Genomic DNA, 19257 nt, shown 5'->3' with positions numbered 1-19257 from the left:
ACTGCAATTAGGCAATTTTACAAGCTGCTTCAAGGATTCTGCCAACAAAACCATGCGCTCTGCCTCGCTGCCGCCATTTCCCAGATGGATGGGAAAGCGGGCCCTGCCTGCTTCCCGGAGCCGCGCGAGCGGTGGGTTGGAAGGGGAAAACAGGCTTCGCGGGGACCCGCCTGCACGGAACGGCGCGACGCGCCGTGGAGGAAGGTGGGCGGAAGTCTGTTTGGGGAAGAGAAGGGCGAAGCCCTCGGTTCCCTCCACAGACAGGAAATTCGCGCGAATGCGCGTCATGTTCCGGCTGAAAGCCGGCTGCACGAAGGATCGTCACGCCTTAACCCGTCTGGGGTTCGGTGAAGCTACGGCGGAAGCCGTAGCGGAATCGAGCTGTCCCGAAGGGCGTGCCACCCAAGATCCCGCAAGCGACGTCACCGGAGTTCAAGGAGGTCAAACTCACGTTTCGGACGCCACCCGACAGGGTTGGCGATCCATCGGTTGATGTCGGATTCCTGCCAGCCCGCGCCGTTCGTGCTGATCTTGATCTGGGCGGGAAAGGTGCCCTCGGCGATCTTGCGGTAGATGGTGGAGCGGGACAGCCCAGTTCGGGAGAGGACGGTCTTTAAACGGATGATACGGTCTGGTTCTCGCATGGCCGGCCTGCCTCCCGCTGGCTGTTTCCAGGACCAGACAGGACAGGCCTCGACAGGTGCGCAAGAGGGCTCAGCCCGTCATAGGGCTGTGGCGAAGAGACGGCGGCAAATCGGACGGGTCAGATTCCGATGCCCCGGCCCCTGCCGAGGTCGATGCCGTGCGTGAAGGCGAGTTCGTCACCGAGACGACGGCCTGTCTCGACGCTGATGCCGAGTTCGCGCTTGCGGTTGGCAAGCAGCGATTCTATCTGCGGGTCACGTTGCAGGCTTTTGGCCATGTCGCCCATGGAGGCGCGCGTGGCCCTGTAGCCGGACATGTCACCTGCCTGATACTGGTGCTGGCTGGTCTGTTCGAGCTTCTGCCAGCGTTCCACGAAGCGGTCGGCGCGCACGTTAGGAGAGATGCCGGGATCGGCATCCCGTCCGGTGCGGATTTCGGTTTCGAGCTGAAGGGCGCGGATGGCGCGGCCGATCCTGCCGGAGCTTGCTTCGCGCGCGAGGCTGTTATCCCTGCTGTAGGCGGCTTCCGCATCCTGCCAACCGTAGGGCCTCACCTCATCGAAGGCGCGCCTTGCCGCACCGAGCTCGCGCCGTTGCTCGACGGAAGGCGCAAGGCCCTGTTGTTTGGCTTCGATGATGGCATCGGACGCGCGGGCGTGGCGGACAAGCGCCCGCCTGCGGGCGCTGCGCAACGCGTCCTCCGGGTCTTCCGCCACCTTCCTGTCCGGCGCTGCCCGCTCTGGCGTCTGTGTGCCGTTTGCGGGTGAGCGCATGCCCCCTATCATGTCGCCGATCCGGTCGCGCACCTGTTCCGGCACGATCTTCCTGACGATCTCCACGACCCGCTCGCGGAAGGTGATGCCGCGCCGCTCGGCATAGGCCTGCGCCGGATCCGACGGCGCGTAATCCGACGCCATGTCCTTGGCCCGGTCACGCGACAGGGTACGCACCATGCGCTCCCCGTCGGCGAAGTCGTCACGTCCGTAATGCAGGTCCATGCCGTCGCGATGGCGCGACAGCGCGACATAGCTGGAATGGGCATCCATGCCGGGGGTGGCCAGCACATGGGTGCGGTCCACCGTCATGCCCTGCGCCTTGTGGATGGTGGCGGCATAGCCGTGGTCGATACGATCGTAACCCTTCAGGTCGAAGGCGACGGATCGGCCCTCATCGGTGCGCACCGACATGGACTGCGCGCTGACCTGCTCGACAGTGCCGAGCGTGCCGTTCTTCACCCCGAGCCCACGTTCGTTCTGCAGGAACATGACACGGTCGCCGCGGGCGACTGAGCGCTCCCCGCGCTCCACGGTGACACGCACCTCCTCGCCGAGATCGCCGGCTTCCCGCATGCGTTCGCGGGCGGCCTGGTTGAGGGCACGCACCTCGTCATTGGTGTGGGTGAGGATGATGCGGCTGCGGTCAGGTGCGGCCTGCCGGTCACGCTCCCAGCGGTCGATCAACTCGCCCCGCGCCTGTTCCCGCGTTTGCGAGGAATGGACCATGCCATTCCTCTCATAGGCCTGGATCGCATCGCCGATCTTGCCAGTCGCGAGGTCGCGCGTGGCGTCGCGCTGCCAGTCCGCGCGCTGGCGGCGCACTTCACCGATTTCTGCGCCGCCCTGGCGCTCAACAAGCGAGCGGAAGGCGGCGCCGGCCTCGATGGATTGCAGCTGCTGCGGATCGCCAACCAGCACCACCTTGGCGCCGACGTCAGCGGCATGGGAGAGCACGCGCTCCAGCTGGCGCGTGCCGACCATGCCGGCCTCGTCGATCACCAGAACATCGCGTGATGTAAGGAGATCCCGGCCTTGCCCCCAGCCATGTTCCAGGCCGGCGATCGTTCGGGACGTGATGCCCGATCCGCTCTCCAGATTCTCCGCCGCGATACCGGACAGGGCGACGCCGCGAACCTCCAGGCCGGCCGCCTCCCAGGCCTCGCGCGCGACGCCCAGCATGGCGCTCTTCCCCGTTCCGGCATAACCGACGACGATGCCGAGATCGCGGGTGCCGGTGATGTGCGACAGCGCATCAGATTGCTCAGCGGAGAGAACGAGGCCGCGCTGCTCGGCGCGCTCCAAGGCGGCTTCGCGGTCCCTGTCGTTCACGGAATGGCGTTCGCGCTCGGCCATCAGCTCGGCAGCTTTGTGCAGGCGCTGCTCGGCCTCAATCATTGCCTTGGTGGTGAAGCGATCTTCGCCGCGTCCATCCTTGCCGAGCTCGACGAGATCGGGGGCGCGGCCCATCGCGCCCATCACCTCGTTGAACTGCTCAATACCGTCACTGTGGCGGTGCGCAAAACGCGCCATGTCGCGCCGGGTGAAGGTCGACTGCTGATGGGTGATGGCCTCCAGTGCCAGCGACGGATCGGCGATGACGCGCGCACCATTGCCGCGCGCGATCTGGCGATGCAGCTCCGACCGATCGGCGACCTCGATTCCCTCCGCTTCAATGCGCTGGGCGGGCGCGCCGATCTGGCTCTGCGGCTCCAGTGCGATGCCTTGGACTTCCAGGCTGCGATGATCGATGCGCGCGTCGATGTCGAGCTCGGCCAGCCGCTCATTGGCGAGCGCGGCCCAGCGTTCGCGCCAGCGCTCGACCATATGAGTCGCATTCCACTCCCGCACCTTCGGGCCGAAGCCGTCCTCATCCACCGAGCGCATGGTGAGCATGACATGGGCATGGGGCTTGGCCATGCCGTCCTCATCGACATCCCAATGCACATTGAGATCGGCGACCATTCCGAGATCGACGAATTCCGCCTCAACGAAGTCACGGGCCAGCGCGATGCCCTGTGCCTGGCTCATCTCACGCGGCAGGGCGAACTCGACCTCGCGGGCGAGCTGGGCGTCCTTGCGCAGCTCGAAGGCTTCGACATCGTTCCACAGCCGCTCGCGGTCGCTCCACATCTCAGGCGCCCCGTCCGGCAGCAGGACCTCGGAATGCACGACGCCGCGTTTACCGGAGAAGTCCTGGACGCGATCGATGCGCGCATCGCGCAGCCGACTAGCAGAGCGGTAGGCTGCGGACGCCACCGCACTGGAGCCGGCCTTGCGGCCAATGACCTTGACGTGAAGATGATAGATCGCCATCGCGATCCGAACATCAGCACGGCGAAGCGCACGTCGGAACGACGTATAAGCGCGCCCTCCCTCGAAAAAATCTCGGGAGCGACGAGGCCATCCCAGTCTGTCCCGGCAACATTACAGCCATCTGCAATCCGCTCAACTATCATCCATCCATCGATTGCTGATGGAGAGACCCATGCGCAAGCCACGGGACTTCGACGCGGAGCTGAAGGCTCTGGAAGACAAGGCACGAGAGCTCAAGACCGGCAAGGTGCAGCAACTCGGCGATCTGGTGATTGCCACCGGCGCGGACGCGCTCACCGCCGAGGAACTCGCCGGCGCCCTGCTCGTGCTGGCCGAGACCAAAGACGCCGGACGGAAGGAGGCGTGGGCACGACGGGGCGCAGCATTCTTTCAAGGAGGACCACTTTTCAGGGGGCAGGCCATTGGAATGCGCCTCAAGGAAGGGAGTCCAAGATCAGTCAGCAGGCTGCCGGGCAGCGCCGGACTAATTGCGCGCGCCTAAGCGTCCCGTGCTGATACGACCATCGACAACCTCGATAATGCGGTCGCATCGTCCCGCCAGGGCGAGGTTGTGGGTGACGACGAGGAAGGTGGTGCCCCGTTCGGCGTTGATGCGGCGCATCAGTCCGAAGACACCTTCGGCGGAGGCGGTGTCGAGATTCCCCGTGGGCTCGTCGGCCAGCACCAGCGTGGGATCCATGACGAGCGCCCGCGCCACGGCGACACGCTGCTGCTGGCCTCCGGACATATTGGTGGCACGGTTATTCCGCCATCTGCTGAGGCCCATCCACTCCAGAAGTTCGTCCGCCCGGCGCTCCATCTGCCGGTCAGCGCGGCCTTTGTCGACCAGCATCGGCATCATCACGTTCTCGACTGCTGTGAAGGCAGAGATCAGATAGTGATGCTGAAACACGAAGCCGACGGCATGGCGGCGCAGCCTTGTGCGCTCGGCATCGCCGAGTTCCATCGTATCGACCCCATTGATGAACAGCCGACCGGAGGTCGGGCTGTCGAGAAGCCCGATGATGTTGAGAAGCGTACTCTTTCCGGACCCGGACGGCCCGATCAACGCGACGAACTCGCCGGCCCGCACGGAAAGGTCGATGCCGTGCAGAACCTCGGTTTCGACCGGCGTGCCGATGGCGTAGGATTTCCGGACTGCCTCCAGAACCAATACGTCAGCCACGAATCGCCTCCACAGGATCGAGCCGAGCCGCTCTGAGCGCGGGAGCCAGACCGGCGAGGACACCGGTTACCGTGGCGAGCATCGCCGAGGCGACGAACAGGCTGGGGTCCAGGATCAGCGGGAACAGTTCCGAGCCATCAACCTGGCGCAACCAGCGATGCCAGAGGATGAGCGCTCCAGCACCGAGCGCCGATCCCAAAACCGAACCCGCGAAGCCGAGTACGCCGCCCTGGATCAGGAAGACCCTCAAGATTCGGCCTCGCGACGTGCCCATGGCGCGTAATATGCCGATGTCCTTCGATCGCTGGATTACCGACACCACCAGCACTGCCGCGATCCCGAAGGCAACGGAGAGACCCACAAAGAGCCGAATCAGGGTGTTGGAGGTCTGCTGAGCGCCGACTGCAGTGAAGAATTGGGCGTTGGTGGCGATCCAACTGTCCGCCTTGATGGGAATAATGGCCTCAATGTCGCGGGCGATATCCTCGGCGGCGTAGATGTCCGTCACGGTGAGGTCGATGCTGGTCGCACCGCCGATCAGGTTGAGAAGACTCTGCGCCGTTCGCAAGGCCACATAGGCGAAGCGCTCGTTCGCCCCCTTGTTGCCGAAATCGAAAATGGCGGTGACCGTGAGCACCCGCCTCCCGCTGTTGGCGGTGGTGACAATGATCTTGTCGCCCACACTGGCGCCGAGGTTCTTGGCCAGTTCGGTTCCGACGAGGATATCATCGGTTCCAAGCCGCACTTCGCCCGCCACGATGTAATCCGGCACCCGCACGATCTGGAAATATTGCGCGGGTTCCATGCCGATGATCGAGATGCTGCGACTGGCGTCGCCCCGGACTGCGAGGGCAGCTCCCGAAGCGGTGGGAGCGACCACCAACACGTCGGGTCGCGCCTGCATGGCGGCGGCGATGGATTGCCATTGATCGATGGAGAGGATTCGCTGGGTCGGCTTCTGCACGATCGCGCCTTCGATCACGCCTGGCTGCTCGCGTAGCGGCCGCGCCACTTCGTCGGGTGGCAGGATCTGGATCTGCGATTGGGAGGTAATCACCCGCTTGATGAAATTGGCCTGAAGCCCCGCCAGCATGGCTGACATGAATACGATCACAGCCACGCCAATGGTCACCCCGCCGAGGATGAAGGCGGTCTGCATCCGGCCCTCTGCCAGGAAGCGCAAGGCGGCGATCCATTCGAAGGGCAGCCAACGGTTCATGGCTGCACCGGACGAATGCGCTGGCCCGCACGCACGCCGGCCGCCACGGGTACGACCTTCTCGCCAGGTAGGACACCTTCGAGAATCTGAACCTGATCAGCCGCTCTGAGGCCGAGGCGCACCGGCTGATTGCGGGCGCGGCCCTCACGCACCACGAGCACCCAAGGCGCTGCGGAGGTTGGTTCATGTACGGTCCGTGCCGGTACAATCACTGCATCCTGCCGGCGATCGACCGCGATATCGACGGATACCGTCATGTCCTGCCGGAAATAGGCCGGCGGATCGGGCACGGTGAGCTTCACCTCGACCGAGGCTCGGGTGATATCAACCGATGGGTTGATATAAGAAAGAGTAGCTGCAAAACGCTCCTCGGGGTAGGCGTCGGCGGAGGCGAGGGCATCCTCACCTACCTTGAGCAGGCTCAGATTCTTCTCGTCGATCTGCACGACCAGTTGGATATCTCCGGCTGGGGCGAGCACTAGGAGCGCTGTCCCCGCCTGCACCACGGCGCCACGCTCGACGCTGCGGGTGATGAGTACCCCGTCGCGCGGGGCGGTGATGGTGGCGTAGCCGAGTCGCGCGCGGGCAGTGGCCAGATTCGCCCGCGCTTGGTCGAGCTGAGTCTGCGCCATGACATAATCGCTGCCACCCGGGCTCGATGTGTAGACCTGCAGTTCGGCGGTGCGCGTCAGGGCCTGGGCGACATTCACAGCGCGCATCGCCTCATCCAGCGTCGCTTGGGTCCCCGCTCCGGATTTGGCGAGCCGGTCGGCGCGCTCGAAAGCGGATTTGGCATTGTCGAGATTGGCGCGGGCCTGCTTGAGCGCCTCGTCGGCGGCGGGTCTCGTCAATTCCTGCATCTGCCGCATTTGCGCTTCGGCTTGTGCTACCGCCCCTTGCGCTTGCACCACCGCGGCATCGAGCTCGGTGGTGTCGAGCGCGACCAGGGCTTGGCCCTGCCTCACCGTCTGCCCCTCCTCCACCAGCACGTCCTTCACCGTGCCGGTGATCTGGCTACCGATCTCAACACGATACGGCGTCTCTACATGGCCGGTGGCGACCACGGTGCGCACCAGTTCAGCCTTCAGCACCGGGTAAAGCACGACTTCGGGCCCGACTAGCCAGCGCAGCAACATCCATGCCGCGGCGGCGAACAAAAGAGCCGCGGCGCCGATCCACCGTTTATGGCGCCACAGGACATGCAAGAACCCACCGACAGTTCCTCGCTGTTCCTGCCCGCGGCGGAACTGATCCCCGACGCTCCTGGCGACCGTCGGGTCGTCGGCGCAGGGTTGCTGGCCGGAAGAAGGACCGGGATTCAAGGACTTGCCTTTGTCCAACGCTGTGACCATGGCGCGCCGTCCCGGACCGACCGCGAGCGACGATTACCGATGCAGGAGTGCTGCCCCAGCAGGCCGTATTATTGTTTGCATATGATATTGATCGCCCGCGCTATTCCATGACATGCCTCAATCCGCTGCCCGCGCGGGAAGTCATTTGGTGGCCCCATCCGCACCGTTATCGGATCAGGCTGATCGGCTTTCACCACGGCATCTCGATGCGGAGAGGGTCACAATCTCCAGCACCCTCCCCTGGTCGGCAGGGGAACGCGCCCGCCGGACTAAACCGTCCTCATATCGACGGTGGCGGCCTCTCGGTGCTCGGTATGAAGGGCTTCGTCATCGGCCCGCTATTGCCGCGCCGTTCATTGCCTATGAGCGGCTCCATTCCCGGACCGCTAGTTCTTTGGGCCATCAGCGTCGGCTTTGCTCTTTGGGTCGGTGTGATCGTCACATCGCTAAACCAAGCTATTGCAATCCGTCGCGCACGCGTATCGTTGTGATATGTCCGCGACGTCCCCCGCCCCGTTCATTGACGAGCCATACCGGCAAAGCGCCGACGAGATCATCGCCATCCTGAAGACGCAGCGCCAGTCCGGCCTCAGCCGGACGGAAGCTGCGTGGCGCCTGGCGCATTATGGCCGCAACGAACTCGACGCAGTGCCGCCGCGTTCGCATTGGCTGAAGTTCCTCGATCAGTTCGCCGACGTGCTGGTGCTCCTGCTGCTCGCCGCGGCAATCGTTTCCGCCGCGATCTGGCTGCAGGAGCGCGACACGGCGCTCCCATATGAGGCCCTGGCGATTTTCGCCATTGTGATCCTCAACGCCCTGATGGGCTACATTCAGGAAGCCCGGGCGGAGCAGGCGGCGGCGGCGCTGCGGCAAATGTCTGCCACACATTCGACCGTCATTCGCGACGGCGAGAGGCGGCGCATCCCAGCAGCCGAGCTCGTTCCCGGCGACATCGTCCTCCTGGAGGAAGGTGATACCATTCCCGCCGATGCGCGACTGATCGAATCGACCTCCCTGCAGACGCTGGAAGCCGCGCTCACCGGCGAGAGCCTGCCGGTTTCGAAGGACATCGCAGTCCTCTACGGCACGCCCGAGCTCGGCGACCAGCACAACATCGTCTTCAGCGGAACCGCGGCGGTCTATGGCCATGGCAGCGCCGTCGTTACCGCGACGGGGATGCGAACTGCCATGGGGCGGATCGCCGGCATGCTGGAAAAAGCTCCGGATGAGATCACGCCCCTGCAGCGGGAACTCGATCGGGTCGGCAAGGCGCTGGCGGTTACCGTCGTTCTCATCGCCCTCGCGGTGATTGGCACAATCTTCCTCGTCAGCGATATTCGCGGCTTCTCCGAGATACTCGACGTGCTGATCCTCGGCGTCGCGCTGGCCGTCGCCGCGGTGCCGGAGGGATTGCCGACAGTGGTCACCGCGGTGCTGTCGCTCGGCATGCAGCGCATGGCGAAGAATAAGGCCATCATCCGCCGACTGGCTGCGGTGGAGACCCTCGGTTCGGCGACGGTCATCGCTTCCGACAAAACGGGCACGCTGACCCGAAACGAGATGACGGTGCGCCGGGTCGTGACGGCGAGCGGCAGCGCGAACCTGTCCGGGACCGGATATGCGCCGCACGGCGACATACAGCTCATTGGGCCGCAATCGCCCGGCGAGTCCTTGCAGTTCGAGCTTACGCGCGCGCTGACGGCGGCTGAGCGGGCCAATAACGCGGTGCTGCAGGAGTGCGACGGCAATTGGTTCGTCCAGGGGGACCCGACGGAGGGCGCCCTGATCGTTGCGGCGCGCAAGGCCGGCTTGCTTGCCGAGGCCCTCGATGCACGCTTCGCAAGGGTCGGCGAGGTACCGTTTTCCTCCGAACGCAAATTGATGAGCACGGTCCACACGGATGCCGAGCAGCCCGAGCGTCTGATCATGGTGACCAAGGGCGCGCCGGATATTCTGCTCGCGCACTGCACCGATGAACTTGTCGGTCGAGACGCCGTCGCACTCACCGATGCGCGCAGGGCCGAGATCATGGCGAGCAACGACGCGCTCGCCCAGGAGGCGCTACGCACGCTTGGCGTCGCCTTCCGCTTGCTGCCGGCCGACCATTCCGACCGTGACGCCTTCGAGAAGGATGTGGAGCACGATCTCGTCTTCGTCGGCCTGATCGGCATGATCGACCCGCCGCGCCAGGAAGCGCGCGAGGCGGTGGCGCGGGCGCAGGCTGCGGGCATCCGCTCCATCATGATCACCGGTGATCATCCCGTGACCGCGGGGATCATCGCCGCCGAGCTTGGCATCACCTCGGGAGGCCGCGCCGTCACCGGCGCAGAGCTCGCGGCCATGACCAAGGCGGAACTGGACCGAACGGTTCAGGAGGTTTCCGTCTATGCGCGTGTCAATCCCGAGCACAAGCTGCGGATCGTCAAAGCGCTGCAGCGCGCGGGTGAGACGGTGGCGATGACGGGTGACGGCGTCAACGATGCCCCCGCACTGAAGGCCGCCGATATCGGCGTTGCCATGGGGATCACCGGCACCGACGTCTCCAAGGAAGCGGCCGACATTGTGCTGGCGGACGATAACTTCGCCACTATCGTCGCCGCTGTTGAAGAGGGGCGCGCGATCTTCGCTAACATCAGGAAGTTCTTGCGCTACCTCCTGTCGTCGAACATCGGGGAGGTCATGACCATGTTCTTCGGCATTCTCCTCGCCGACGTGATCGGACTGACCGGCGCGGCCATCGGCGGCGTCGTGCTCCCGCTCCTGGCGACGCAGATCCTCTGGATCAACCTCGTCACCGATGGCGCCCCGGCGCTGGCGCTCGGCATCGATCCCGCCGACGAGGATGGGATGCGCCATCCGCCTCGCCCGCCCGGCGAGGGGGTCATCACTGGACAGATGTGGGTCGGCATATTCCTCGTCGCCGCAATCATGGCGGTCGGCACGCTGTTCGTGCTCGACGCAGCGCTACCCGGGGGGATGGTCGAAGGTTCAGGCACTCTCGCCTATGGCCGGACCATGGCCTTTACGACGCTAGTGATGTTTCAGCTCTTCAACGTTTTCAACGCACGGTCCGACGATCGCACCGCATTTAATGGCCTCTTCACCAATCGCTGGCTCTGGAGCGCGGTAGCGCTTTCGCTGCTGCTGCACGCTTGCGTGGTTTACACGCCTCTCCTCCAGCAGGCATTCTCGACCGTCAGCTTGGACGCTGGAGACTGGCTGTTTTGTGGGGCGGTCTCAAGTTCTGTATTGTGGCTGCGCGAGCTGAGCAAAATAGTAACGCGCCGGATACTGAGGCGTCGCACTATGCGGCCATAATGACGCTGGCGCTGACCTATGGCAATGCGCTGCTGGACACGCCGGACAAGCGCGTGGGCGGGCAACGCTCGATCCGCCGACCGTTTCAGTTCGGGCCGACTCATTGGCCTCACCGACCACGAGGACGGCAGCGCCACCGGCATCTGTGGCAGCGGCCCTAGCACTACTTTGGCAGATTTTTAGAACGAAGGCGGCGGTGACAATGCGTGACGTACTGGCCAGCCCGCTGGAAAGTGGTCCTCCGTGAAGTAGGCTTTCGGGCGTTTGGAGGATGGCGCCATGGCGCGGAAGAAGCACAAGCCGGAAGAGATCGTCGCGAAGCTTCGGCAGGTCGACGTTCTGGTGTCGCAGGGGCGCCCTGTTGCCGAAATGATCCGGGCGATCGGGGTGACGGCGTTCACATATTGCCGCTGGCGCAAGGAGTTTGGCGGGCTGAAGAGCGACCAGGTCAAGCGGCTGAAGGAACTCGAGAAGGAGAACGAGCGGCTGCGCAAGGCGGTCTCGGATCTGACGCTCGAGAAGCTGATCCTGAAGGAAGCTGCGGCGGGAAACTTCTAAGCCCCGCCCGGCGCCGTCGCTGCGTCGAACACGTCGTGAGCAAGCTCGGCGTGTCGGAACGGCTGGCGTGCCGGGTTCTGGGGCAACATCGATCGACCCAACGCAAGGTGCCGGTGGGCCGTGCCGACGAGGCGGCCCTGACCGCGGACATCGTCGAACTCGCCACCCGGTACGGACGCTATGGCTATCGCCGGATCACGGCCTTGCTGCATGCCGCCGGGTGGGCGGTGAACGTCAAGCGGGTGGAGCGGATCTGGCGGCGGGAGGGGCTCAAGGTGCCGCACAAGCAGCCGAAGAAAGGCCGGCTCTGGCTCAATGACGGGTCCTGCGTGCGGCTACGGCCGGAATATCCCAACCAAGCCCACAAAGGAGAAGCCCCGAAACTTGACCGCCAACTGACCGCCGAACACCATCAACCTGGGCCACTTCTCAGTGGAAATCAACATCGGGCAGGTTTTGACCGAGACCGACCGCGCAGCGCGTCGGCAGCTTCCAAGGCGTCGTCGGGATGAGCGAGCGCGGCGGTCAGTCGCTCGATCCTGCGGCGGTAGGTTTCGGCGATGTTGGGGTGAATGTCGCGCGTGTCCTGCGGTGCGTCCGACCGGCGAGCGGTGAGGCATGGAGCCCAGTTCAAAGTGCATCAAGCAGTGTGCTATTTCAGCGCCCTGCCAAAAGATTACCGACCGCAGCCTGTGTTTCGTTCGATCGACTCAAATCGCCCGCACAGCGTCAGCGCCGCAGACCTTGGCGTAGACCTCGATCTCCACCTTCTGCCATGGCCGCAGCATGGATGTGATCTGCACCAGCGTGCTTGCCGGGCGCACGGCATCGAAGCTCTCCAGATGGCCCCGGGCCACCGCGTCAGCGTCAACCATGTCGCGCACATAGACCACCGTGCGCACCACATGTTCCAGACCGGCCCCTGCCTCGGCCAGAGCGGACTCAATGATGGCGAGGGCTGCCCGCGTCTGGGTGTAGGCGTCACTCTCTTCATGACCTGCGGGCGCGCAGGTGCCGGAGACGTGTACATCTGCACCCATACGTACGGCGCGCGAATATCCGAAAATACTTTCATACGCGCCGCCGGAAGAGATGTTGCGGCGCTCGACCAGGGTATCGTGGATCATGAAACTGTCCTTCAGAAGTTAAATTTGTCGCGTAGGCGGTACCAGGTCTCTACGACCGGAACGGCACGCCGGGCGATTGGGGGGGCGGGATAGGCTGGGAAGGCGAGATCGTCGAAGGCGGTACGGCCCTGCGTGGAGCCGATCAGCTGCAATGCGATCTTGTGGCCGAAATAGGTGGAGCGGGAGACGCCGGTGCCGCAATAGCCGATGACGTAATGAATGCCCGTGCGCGTGCGGCCAAGATGAGGCATCTCGTCATAGGTGTAGCCGATCTGTCCATCCCAGGCGTGGCTCACGGGGATATCCGCAAGCTCCGGGAATGTGGCCAGGAGATCGCGGGCAAGATGGCCGTAGGCGGCTGGAGAACGGGGATTGGATAAGCGCCCCACGCGCCCACCCCACACGATCCGCCGTTCGTCCGGCGCGGCACGGAAATAGGAAAAGACGCGGTTCGTGTTTCCATACATGCGGCCGGTGGGCATCAATGCTGCGAAGCGGGCCTCGGGAATCTCGCCGGTTGCGATCAAGGCGGAACCGACCGGCACGATGCGCCGCCCAAGCTCCGGCAGCAGATTGTCCGTATAGCCATTTGTGGCGATGATGACCGATTGGCAGGACACTGTGCCGCGCGCGGTCGCAACGGTGAAGCCGCCCTTTTCAGCGGTGATTCCGGTGACACCGGCCCCGCCTTCGACGGCCCCGCCCAACTCGCTGATCCGACGCATCAGGCCGGCGTGATAGAGGCCGGGATGTAGGCTCGCGTCACCGGGAAGAACTGAGCCGCCGTGGAAGAGATCGGTTCCGACTTCGCGATGCTGCTCGGCCCGCGGCACCATGAAGCTCTTGACCCCCACAAGGGCTCTCAGGTCGTCCATATCCCGCGCCATCGCCTCGTAATGCTCCGGGCGGATGGCGCCGCGGAAGCGGCCGCAGCGGGAGAAGGCGCAACTGATGCCTTCGGCCGAGATCAGCTCCGCAATGTAGTCAAGCATCAAGACACCTTCGCGCAGCAGCGCCTCTGCCTTGGCGCGCCCTCGCAATGCGATGAGATGCTGAACGCGGAACTTCTGGTTGCCGCTGCCGATCTGACCGCCATTGCGGGTGCTGGCGCCAAAGCCTGGAACATCACGTTCCAGCACCAAAGGTTGCCGTCCGGCGCGCAAGAGGGTGAGAGCGGCGGAGAGGCCGGAGAAGCCGGAGCCCACGATGACCACATCGACCACCGCCGGCAATTGTCTGGGCGCGGTGGCGGTTCTTGGGGCGGCCTCCCACCAGAACGGTCGGTATGCAAGGGCTGCCCCTGAAAGGTCGCGCCCGCCTGCCAGCGCGCCGAGTGTGGGGTGTGCCGCAACGTTGCGCATCGTCCTGTGCCTCTTGCTCCGCCGCGCTCGCCGGGACGGTGTGCGTTTCATACAAAGATGTTGCATATCATGCAAGTTCCTTGTACTCGGAGAATACCCGGAGCGGATAAGCGGCAAAGCGTTGGATCCGGAAACCAGCCAGAAGACGTCCAAATAGACGAATCATTCAGGGGAAGAGTTCACTCATGACCGAGCAATGGAGTTTGGCGCCCGGCGAGCTCGCAACGCCGGAAAGTCTCGATATCGAAGGGGCAAAGGCGTTTTTGAGCGCGCATAAGGTGCGCTATGTGCTAGCCCAATTTGTCGATATCTATGGAACAGCAAAGAGTAAGGCGGTTCCGGTTGACCATCTGGACGAACTTGTCACCGATGGTGTTGGCTTTGCGGGTGGCGGTGTCTTCGGGTTGCGTCTTGCACCCCATGAGGCCGAGTATATCGTGCGGGGAGACCTCGAAACCTTAAAGTTGCTACCATGGGCGCCCGGATATGCCCGCATGATGGGGACCGGACTTGTATCCGGCCGCATGCATGCGGTGGATACCCGCAACATGTTGAAGATGCAGGTTGCGCGCCTGAGCGAACGGGGCTGGGTTCTCAACACCGGCATCGAACCGGAATTCAGCCTGTTCGAGCGCACTACGGACGGCACGGTCCGACCCTTCGATGCCACGGATACCCTGCGCAAGCCGGCTTACGACTATCGCGGCCTCTCCCGCGCGCGGGAGTTTTTGGAGCGGGTGACGGAAAGTCTGAAGGCGGTAGGTATCGACGTCTATCAGATCGATCATGAGGACGCGAACGGGCAATATGAGATCAATTTCAACTATTCAGATGCGCTGAATTCCGCCGACAATATTACTTTGTTCAAGATGGTGTCGGCGGAAGTCGCCCATGAGCTCGGTGCCATCTGCTCCTTCATGCCGAAGCCGAAAAGCTCCATGACCGGCAACGGCATGCATATTCACTGCTCGCTCGCCGATGAAAATGGCCGCAACATCTTCCACGATGCCGCCGATCCCAAAGGGCTCGGCCTGTCGCAGCTTGCCTATCACTTCACCGCCGGCATTCTTGCTCACGCCCGGCCGCTCACCGCTCTGCTGGCGCCTTCGGTCAATTCCTATAAGCGCCTAGTGGTGGGGCGGACCGCCTCCGGCACGACTTGGGCGCCAGTGTTTGTTGCTTATGGCGACAATAATCGCACCGCTATGGTCCGCGTTCCCTATGGGCGGATCGAGATCCGAGTCGGCGATTCCGGCATGAATCCTTATCTCGCCCAGGCGGCGCTGATCGCAGCCGGTTTGGACGGTGTCGACCGCAAGCTCGATCCCGGCGCCCCGCACAATGTGAACTTCTACGCCTTAACCCCGGCGGAGGTGGCCGCGCGCGGCATCGACATGCTGCCACAAAATCTCAGCGAGGCGATTGAGGATCTTGCCGCCAGCGATTTGTTCCGCACCGCGCTCGGCGCCGATTTTCTCGACGAATTCGTGGGCCTCAAGCGGGACGAGTGGGCGGATTACCACCGCCACGTCTCCGACTGGGAAACCCGCCAATACCTCACCTTCTTCTGAACCACACGAACTGGAAGGACCCCGCCCATGTGCGGAATCGCTGGCCTCTTCATCAAGGATCCCACACTCGAACCCGAGCTTGGGCGCTTGCTCGCCCAAATGACGTCCAGCCTATGCAGCCGCGGGCCGGATTCAGCGGGGTTCGCCATCTATCGCGACAGCACGCCGGGTTTCTCCAAGCTCACCTTCTCAGCGCCCGAGGGCACCGATATCGCTGAGCTTGCCGGCCGTCTTGCGGACGAACTGGGTCATGGTACGCGCGTTGCGACCCGTCATACCCACGCCGTGGTGACGCTCGCGCCGCAGGACGTGGCACGCGCGGAAGACTGGCTCGCCGCCCATGCCCCGCAAGCCACCGTGATGAGCGCGGGAAACCGGCTCGAAATCTATAAGGAGGTGGGCTACCCCGATGATGTGGCGAAAGCCTTCGACATCGCTGAAATGGAGGGCACCCACGGCATCTCGCATACCCGCATGGCGACAGAATCCGCGGTGACCACCAATGGCGCCCATCCGTTTTCCACCGGTGCCGACCAATGCCTGGTGCACAATGGCTCCATTTCCAACCATTCCTCGCTCCGCCGCGAGCTGAAGCGGGACGGAATCACGATCCGGACCGAAAATGATAGCGAGGTCGCCGCCGCTTATCTCACCAAGAAGATGCGGGATGGCGAAACCCTGGGCGAGGCGCTGACCTCAAGTCTCGATGATCTCGACGGATTCTTCACCTTCGTGGTGGGCACCGAGAATGGCTTCAGCGTGCTGCGCGATCCCATCGCCTGCAAGCCTGCGGTGATGGCCGAGACCGACCGTTACGTGGCCTTCGCGTCCGAATTCAAAAGCCTCACCTGCCTGCCCGATATCGCCACCGCGCGGGTGTGGGAACCGAAGCCGGCCACGGTCTATTTCTGGGAGCACGCGTGATATGCCCGTCGTTGATCTTGCAAAGACCTCTCTCAGGGAGCTGAACGCCGCCCTGCAGAAGCTGCGGGCGGACACCAACGAAACCAGTTGGACCATTCTCAACCCCTCCGGCGAGCACGCGGTTGCGGCCGGCGTGGATGCGCCGGTCTCCATCACCATCGATGGGCCGGTCGGCTATTTTTGCGGCGGCATGAACAAGCACGCCACCATCGTGGTGGAAGGCAGCGCCGGCCAGGGTGTCGGCGAGAACATGATAAGCGGCCTCATTCATGTAAAGGGTGACGCCAGCCAATCGGCCGGTGCCACCGGGCGCGGCGGTCTGCTCATCGTCGACGGCAATGCCTCCGCCCGCTGCGGCATTTCCATGAAGGGAATCGATATCGTCGTGAAAGGCTCCATCGGCCATCTCTCCGCCTTCATGGGTCAGTCCGGCCGCATGGTGGTGTTCGGGGAGGCGGGTGAGGCGCTCGGTGACAGCCTCTATGAGGCACGCCTTTATGTGCGCGGACCGGTGGCCGGCCTCGGCGCGGATTGCATTGAAAAGGCCATGCGCGAAGAGCATCGCGCGGAGCTCTACCGTTTGCTTGAGGCCTCAGGCGAGGCGGGAAACGTGGATGTGGGCGAGTTCCGGCGCTACGGCTCCGCGCGCAACTTATATAACTTCAACATCGACAACGTGGATGCTTACTGATGAGCGAAAAGGACTGGATCCCCACAACGCCGCGTAAGTCTCATACGTTCGATGACTATACGCTCTCTGAAATTCGGCGCGCTGCGGCGACCGGCATTTATGATATCCGGGGAGGCGGATCAAAGCGCAAGCTGCCGAACTTTGACGATCTTCTGTTGCTGGGCGCGTCCATGACGCGCTACCCGCTCGAAGGCTATCGGGAGAAGTGCGGGACCGATGTGACGCTGGGTGGGCGCTTCGCCAAGAACCCGCTGCGGCTCTCCATTCCCATCACCATCGCCGGCATGAGCTTTGGCTCACTGTCGGCCCAGGCGAAGGAAGCTCTGGGACGGGGCGCCAGCCTTGCCGGAACCTCCACCACCACGGGCGATGGCGGCATGACTCCGGAGGAGCGGGGGCAATCAAAATATCTCGTCTATCAGTATCTGCCCTCGCGCTACGGCATGAATCCCGATGATCTGCGGCGGGCCGATGCCATCGAAATCGTCATCGGCCAGGGAGCCAAGCCCGGTGGCGGCGGCATGCTGCTGGGCCAGAAGATTTCCGATCGCGTGGCGGAAATGCGCACCTTGCCCAAGGGCATCGACCAGCGTTCGGCCTGTCGCCACCCCGACTGGACCGGCGCCGACGACCTTGAAATCAAGATCCATGAGCTGCGTGAAATCACCAATTGGGAAAAGCCGATCTATCTCAAGATCGGGGCCAGCCGGCCTTATTATGACACGGCGCTGGCCGTGAAGTCCGGTGCCGATGTGATCGTTCTGGACGGCATGCAGGGCGGCACGGCTGCGACGCAGGAAGTGTTCATTGAGCATGTGGGCATTCCCCTGCTCTCGGCCATTCGCCCGGCGGTGCAGGCGTTGCAGGACCTCGGCATGCATCGCAAGGTGCAGCTCATCGTCTCCGGCGGCATCCGCAACGGTGCGGATGTGGCCAAGGCTATGGCGCTCGGTGCTGATGCCGTCGCCATCGGCACCGCGGCTCTGGTCGCCCTCGGCGACAATGATCCCAGGTGGGAAGGCGAGTATGAAAAGCTCGGCACCACTGCAGGCGCCTATGACGATTGGCACGAGGGCAAGGATCCTGCCGGCATCACGACCCAGACGCCGGAGTTGTCCGCGCGGCTCGATCCGGTCAAGGCCGGCCATCGGCTCGCCAATTATCTCAAGGTGATGACCCTTGAGGCGCAAACGCTGGCGCGCGCATGCGGCAAGAACCACCTGCATAATCTGGAGCCGGAGGACCTTGTGGCCCTCACCATAGAGGCCGCTGCCATGGCCCGGGTGCCGCTCGCCGGAACCGAGTGGATTCCCGGCCAGCGCTTCTAATCCACGCTGCTCCCGCTGCATGAGCCTGGCGGGTTTTGCGTCCAGGAAAGGCGCGCCGGGAAGGCTGTACGGATCGCACGAACGGAGAGCGGGTTATCCCGCTCTCCCCACGGCTTACCTACTCATTATAAATGATTATGCAGAGAAATTTCGCACGTTCGTCGAAAATGCGCTCTGGCCCGTGCACCACATTTCCGGAAAAGGTGAAGGCATCACCGGGTTCCAGAACATAGGTGTGATCTCCAAATCGATACTCCATGCGTCCTTGCAGCATGTAGATGAATTCCGTTCCAGGGTGCGAAAAGCGCGGCCAGGACTGGCTCTTTTTATCCATCTCGATGAAGAAAGGCTCAAAGATCTTTCTAGGTCCGCGATCATAGGACAGCAGTTTATAAGTATGGCCGTGCTTGGTGCCCACGCGAACGACCTCCATCTGGTCGCTGCGCTTGATGAGCTGTGCCATGCCGTTCTGTTGGTCGGTTTCCTGAAACAGGTCGGCCATGCCGATGCCGAGGGCCTCGCAGACCCGTTCGAGGGAATCAAGGCTCGCGGTGGCCGCGCCGTTCTCGATTCGGCTCAGCATGGCGCTGGAAATTCCGGCTCCGGTACTCACTTCCGCCAAGGTGAGTTTGGCGGCCGCGCGCCGGTTGCGCAAAACAACGCCGATCCGTTTCTCCAGAGGCACCCGCGCGGCAGATTGTTCTGATGGGCCCTGCTGATCAACCGCGCTCTTGCTCGATACTCGTGTTCGGGCAGCCCCCTTCGCCTTCATTGCCATTCTTCTGATCCCTGCACCGACGTTACGTAAGCAACCGAAGCATAGCGGGTTCATTCGACTTTGGTAAGAGCCTGTGAATCTCTCAGTGTCTGCAGAGACTGAAAAATAGTC

General features: G+C 63.5%; 15 protein-coding genes and 1 pseudogene. 8 read left to right on the top strand and 8 right to left on the bottom strand.

What is annotated here, in order from left to right:
- Positions 1 to 422: 422 nt before the first annotated feature.
- The gene (locus tag AC1PZ7_RS04640; RefSeq protein WP_482358340.1) at positions 423 to 644 is read right to left on the bottom strand and encodes a helix-turn-helix transcriptional regulator; all 222 of its coding nucleotides are present in this window, start codon (positions 642 to 644) and stop codon (positions 423 to 425) included.
- A gap of 119 nt (positions 645 to 763) precedes the next feature.
- Entirely contained in the window at positions 764 to 3733 is a 2970-nt protein-coding gene (gene traA, locus AC1PZ7_RS04635; protein ID WP_482358339.1) for a Ti-type conjugative transfer relaxase TraA, read from the bottom strand.
- 172 nt (positions 3734 to 3905) lie between these two features.
- Here traA and AC1PZ7_RS04630 point away from each other — a divergent pair, with 172 nt between their 5' ends.
- Positions 3906 to 4235 carry a conjugal transfer protein TraD gene (locus AC1PZ7_RS04630; protein ID WP_482358338.1) on the top strand — a complete coding sequence of 110 codons (330 nt, stop codon included), beginning with the start codon at positions 3906 to 3908 and terminating at the stop codon, positions 4233 to 4235.
- Here AC1PZ7_RS04630 and AC1PZ7_RS04625 read toward each other — a convergent pair.
- From AC1PZ7_RS04625 to AC1PZ7_RS04615, 3 genes are read right to left on the bottom strand one after another with little or no spacing between them, the layout of a single operon-like run.
- Entirely contained in the window at positions 4218 to 4919 is a 702-nt protein-coding gene (locus AC1PZ7_RS04625; RefSeq protein ID WP_482358337.1) for an ABC transporter ATP-binding protein, read from the bottom strand. The two genes, AC1PZ7_RS04630 and AC1PZ7_RS04625, sit on opposite strands and share 18 nt — an antisense overlap.
- Positions 4912 to 6138, bottom strand: coding sequence for an ABC transporter permease (locus tag AC1PZ7_RS04620; protein WP_482358336.1), 1227 nt, complete (start codon positions 6136 to 6138; stop codon positions 4912 to 4914). The genes AC1PZ7_RS04625 and AC1PZ7_RS04620 overlap by 8 nt, the downstream gene beginning before the upstream one ends.
- Positions 6135 to 7490, bottom strand: a complete 1356-nt coding sequence (locus AC1PZ7_RS04615; protein ID WP_482358335.1) for an efflux RND transporter periplasmic adaptor subunit — start codon at positions 7488 to 7490, stop codon at positions 6135 to 6137. Before AC1PZ7_RS04615 ends, AC1PZ7_RS04620 begins: the two co-directional genes overlap by 4 nt.
- A gap of 47 nt (positions 7491 to 7537) precedes the next feature.
- Here AC1PZ7_RS04615 and AC1PZ7_RS04610 point away from each other — a divergent pair, with 47 nt between their 5' ends.
- From AC1PZ7_RS04610 to AC1PZ7_RS04600, 3 genes and pseudogenes are all read left to right on the top strand, one after another.
- Positions 7538 to 7981, top strand: a complete 444-nt coding sequence (locus AC1PZ7_RS04610) for a hypothetical protein (protein WP_482358334.1) — start codon at positions 7538 to 7540, stop codon at positions 7979 to 7981.
- 1 nt (position 7982) lies between these two features.
- A complete protein-coding gene (locus AC1PZ7_RS04605; RefSeq protein ID WP_482358333.1) occupies positions 7983 to 10808 on the top strand; it encodes a cation-translocating P-type ATPase in 2826 nt (941 codons plus the stop codon).
- A gap of 279 nt (positions 10809 to 11087) precedes the next feature.
- Positions 11088 to 11719, top strand: a pseudogene (locus tag AC1PZ7_RS04600) (IS3 family transposase); the annotation flags it as partial.
- A gap of 357 nt (positions 11720 to 12076) precedes the next feature.
- Here AC1PZ7_RS04600 and AC1PZ7_RS04595 read toward each other — a convergent pair.
- Positions 12077 to 12493, bottom strand: coding sequence for a Rid family hydrolase (locus AC1PZ7_RS04595; protein WP_482358332.1), 417 nt, complete (start codon positions 12491 to 12493; stop codon positions 12077 to 12079).
- 11 nt (positions 12494 to 12504) lie between these two features.
- Complete coding sequence (locus tag AC1PZ7_RS04590; protein ID WP_482358331.1) at positions 12505 to 13854, bottom strand: NAD(P)/FAD-dependent oxidoreductase; 1350 nt, start codon at positions 13852 to 13854, stop codon at positions 12505 to 12507.
- A 185-nt stretch (positions 13855 to 14039) separates the two neighbouring features.
- Between AC1PZ7_RS04590 and glnT the strand changes: the two genes are divergently transcribed.
- The 4 genes from glnT to AC1PZ7_RS04570 are packed head-to-tail and all read left to right on the top strand — an operon-like array spanning position 14040 to position 18368.
- Complete coding sequence (gene glnT, locus AC1PZ7_RS04585; protein ID WP_482358330.1) at positions 14040 to 15425, top strand: type III glutamate--ammonia ligase; 1386 nt, start codon at positions 14040 to 14042, stop codon at positions 15423 to 15425.
- A gap of 27 nt (positions 15426 to 15452) precedes the next feature.
- A complete protein-coding gene (locus AC1PZ7_RS04580; RefSeq protein ID WP_482358329.1) occupies positions 15453 to 16349 on the top strand; it encodes a class II glutamine amidotransferase in 897 nt (298 codons plus the stop codon).
- Between the two features lies 1 nt (position 16350).
- Positions 16351 to 17040, top strand: a complete 690-nt coding sequence (locus AC1PZ7_RS04575; protein ID WP_482358328.1) for a protein glxC — start codon at positions 16351 to 16353, stop codon at positions 17038 to 17040.
- On the top strand, positions 17040 to 18368 hold the full coding sequence (locus AC1PZ7_RS04570) for an FMN-binding glutamate synthase family protein (protein WP_482358327.1): 1329 nt from the start codon (positions 17040 to 17042) through the stop codon (positions 18366 to 18368). The genes AC1PZ7_RS04575 and AC1PZ7_RS04570 overlap by 1 nt, the downstream gene beginning before the upstream one ends.
- Before the next feature lie 118 nt (positions 18369 to 18486).
- Here AC1PZ7_RS04570 and AC1PZ7_RS04565 read toward each other — a convergent pair whose 3' ends face one another.
- Positions 18487 to 19146, bottom strand: coding sequence for a helix-turn-helix domain-containing protein (locus AC1PZ7_RS04565; RefSeq protein ID WP_482358326.1), 660 nt, complete (start codon positions 19144 to 19146; stop codon positions 18487 to 18489).
- Between the last annotated feature and the right edge of the window lie 111 nt (positions 19147 to 19257).

The sequence above is a fragment of the Ancylobacter sp. TW_SC_1 genome (assembly GCF_056836805.1).
Note: the sequence above shows the minus strand (reverse complement) of the source record. Positions and strands in the feature narration are given on the sequence as shown.

Coding starts and splice junctions, on each gene's coding strand:
- AC1PZ7_RS04640 (WP_482358340.1), bottom strand. CDS start 644: ATGCGAGAACCAGACCGTATCATCCGTTTAAAGACCGTCCTCTCCCGA.
- traA (WP_482358339.1), bottom strand. CDS start 3,733: ATGGCGATCTATCATCTTCACGTCAAGGTCATTGGCCGCAAGGCCGGC.
- AC1PZ7_RS04630 (WP_482358338.1), top strand. CDS start 3,906: ATGCGCAAGCCACGGGACTTCGACGCGGAGCTGAAGGCTCTGGAAGAC.
- AC1PZ7_RS04620 (WP_482358336.1), bottom strand. CDS start 6,138: ATGAACCGTTGGCTGCCCTTCGAATGGATCGCCGCCTTGCGCTTCCTG.
- AC1PZ7_RS04615 (WP_482358335.1), bottom strand. CDS start 7,490: ATGGTCACAGCGTTGGACAAAGGCAAGTCCTTGAATCCCGGTCCTTCT.
- AC1PZ7_RS04605 (WP_482358333.1), top strand. CDS start 7,983: ATGTCCGCGACGTCCCCCGCCCCGTTCATTGACGAGCCATACCGGCAA.
- AC1PZ7_RS04595 (WP_482358332.1), bottom strand. CDS start 12,493: ATGATCCACGATACCCTGGTCGAGCGCCGCAACATCTCTTCCGGCGGC.
- AC1PZ7_RS04590 (WP_482358331.1), bottom strand. CDS start 13,854: ATGCGCAACGTTGCGGCACACCCCACACTCGGCGCGCTGGCAGGCGGG.
- glnT (WP_482358330.1), top strand. CDS start 14,040: ATGACCGAGCAATGGAGTTTGGCGCCCGGCGAGCTCGCAACGCCGGAA.
- AC1PZ7_RS04580 (WP_482358329.1), top strand. CDS start 15,453: ATGTGCGGAATCGCTGGCCTCTTCATCAAGGATCCCACACTCGAACCC.
- AC1PZ7_RS04575 (WP_482358328.1), top strand. CDS start 16,351: ATGCCCGTCGTTGATCTTGCAAAGACCTCTCTCAGGGAGCTGAACGCC.
- AC1PZ7_RS04570 (WP_482358327.1), top strand. CDS start 17,040: ATGAGCGAAAAGGACTGGATCCCCACAACGCCGCGTAAGTCTCATACG.
- AC1PZ7_RS04565 (WP_482358326.1), bottom strand. CDS start 19,146: ATGGCAATGAAGGCGAAGGGGGCTGCCCGAACACGAGTATCGAGCAAG.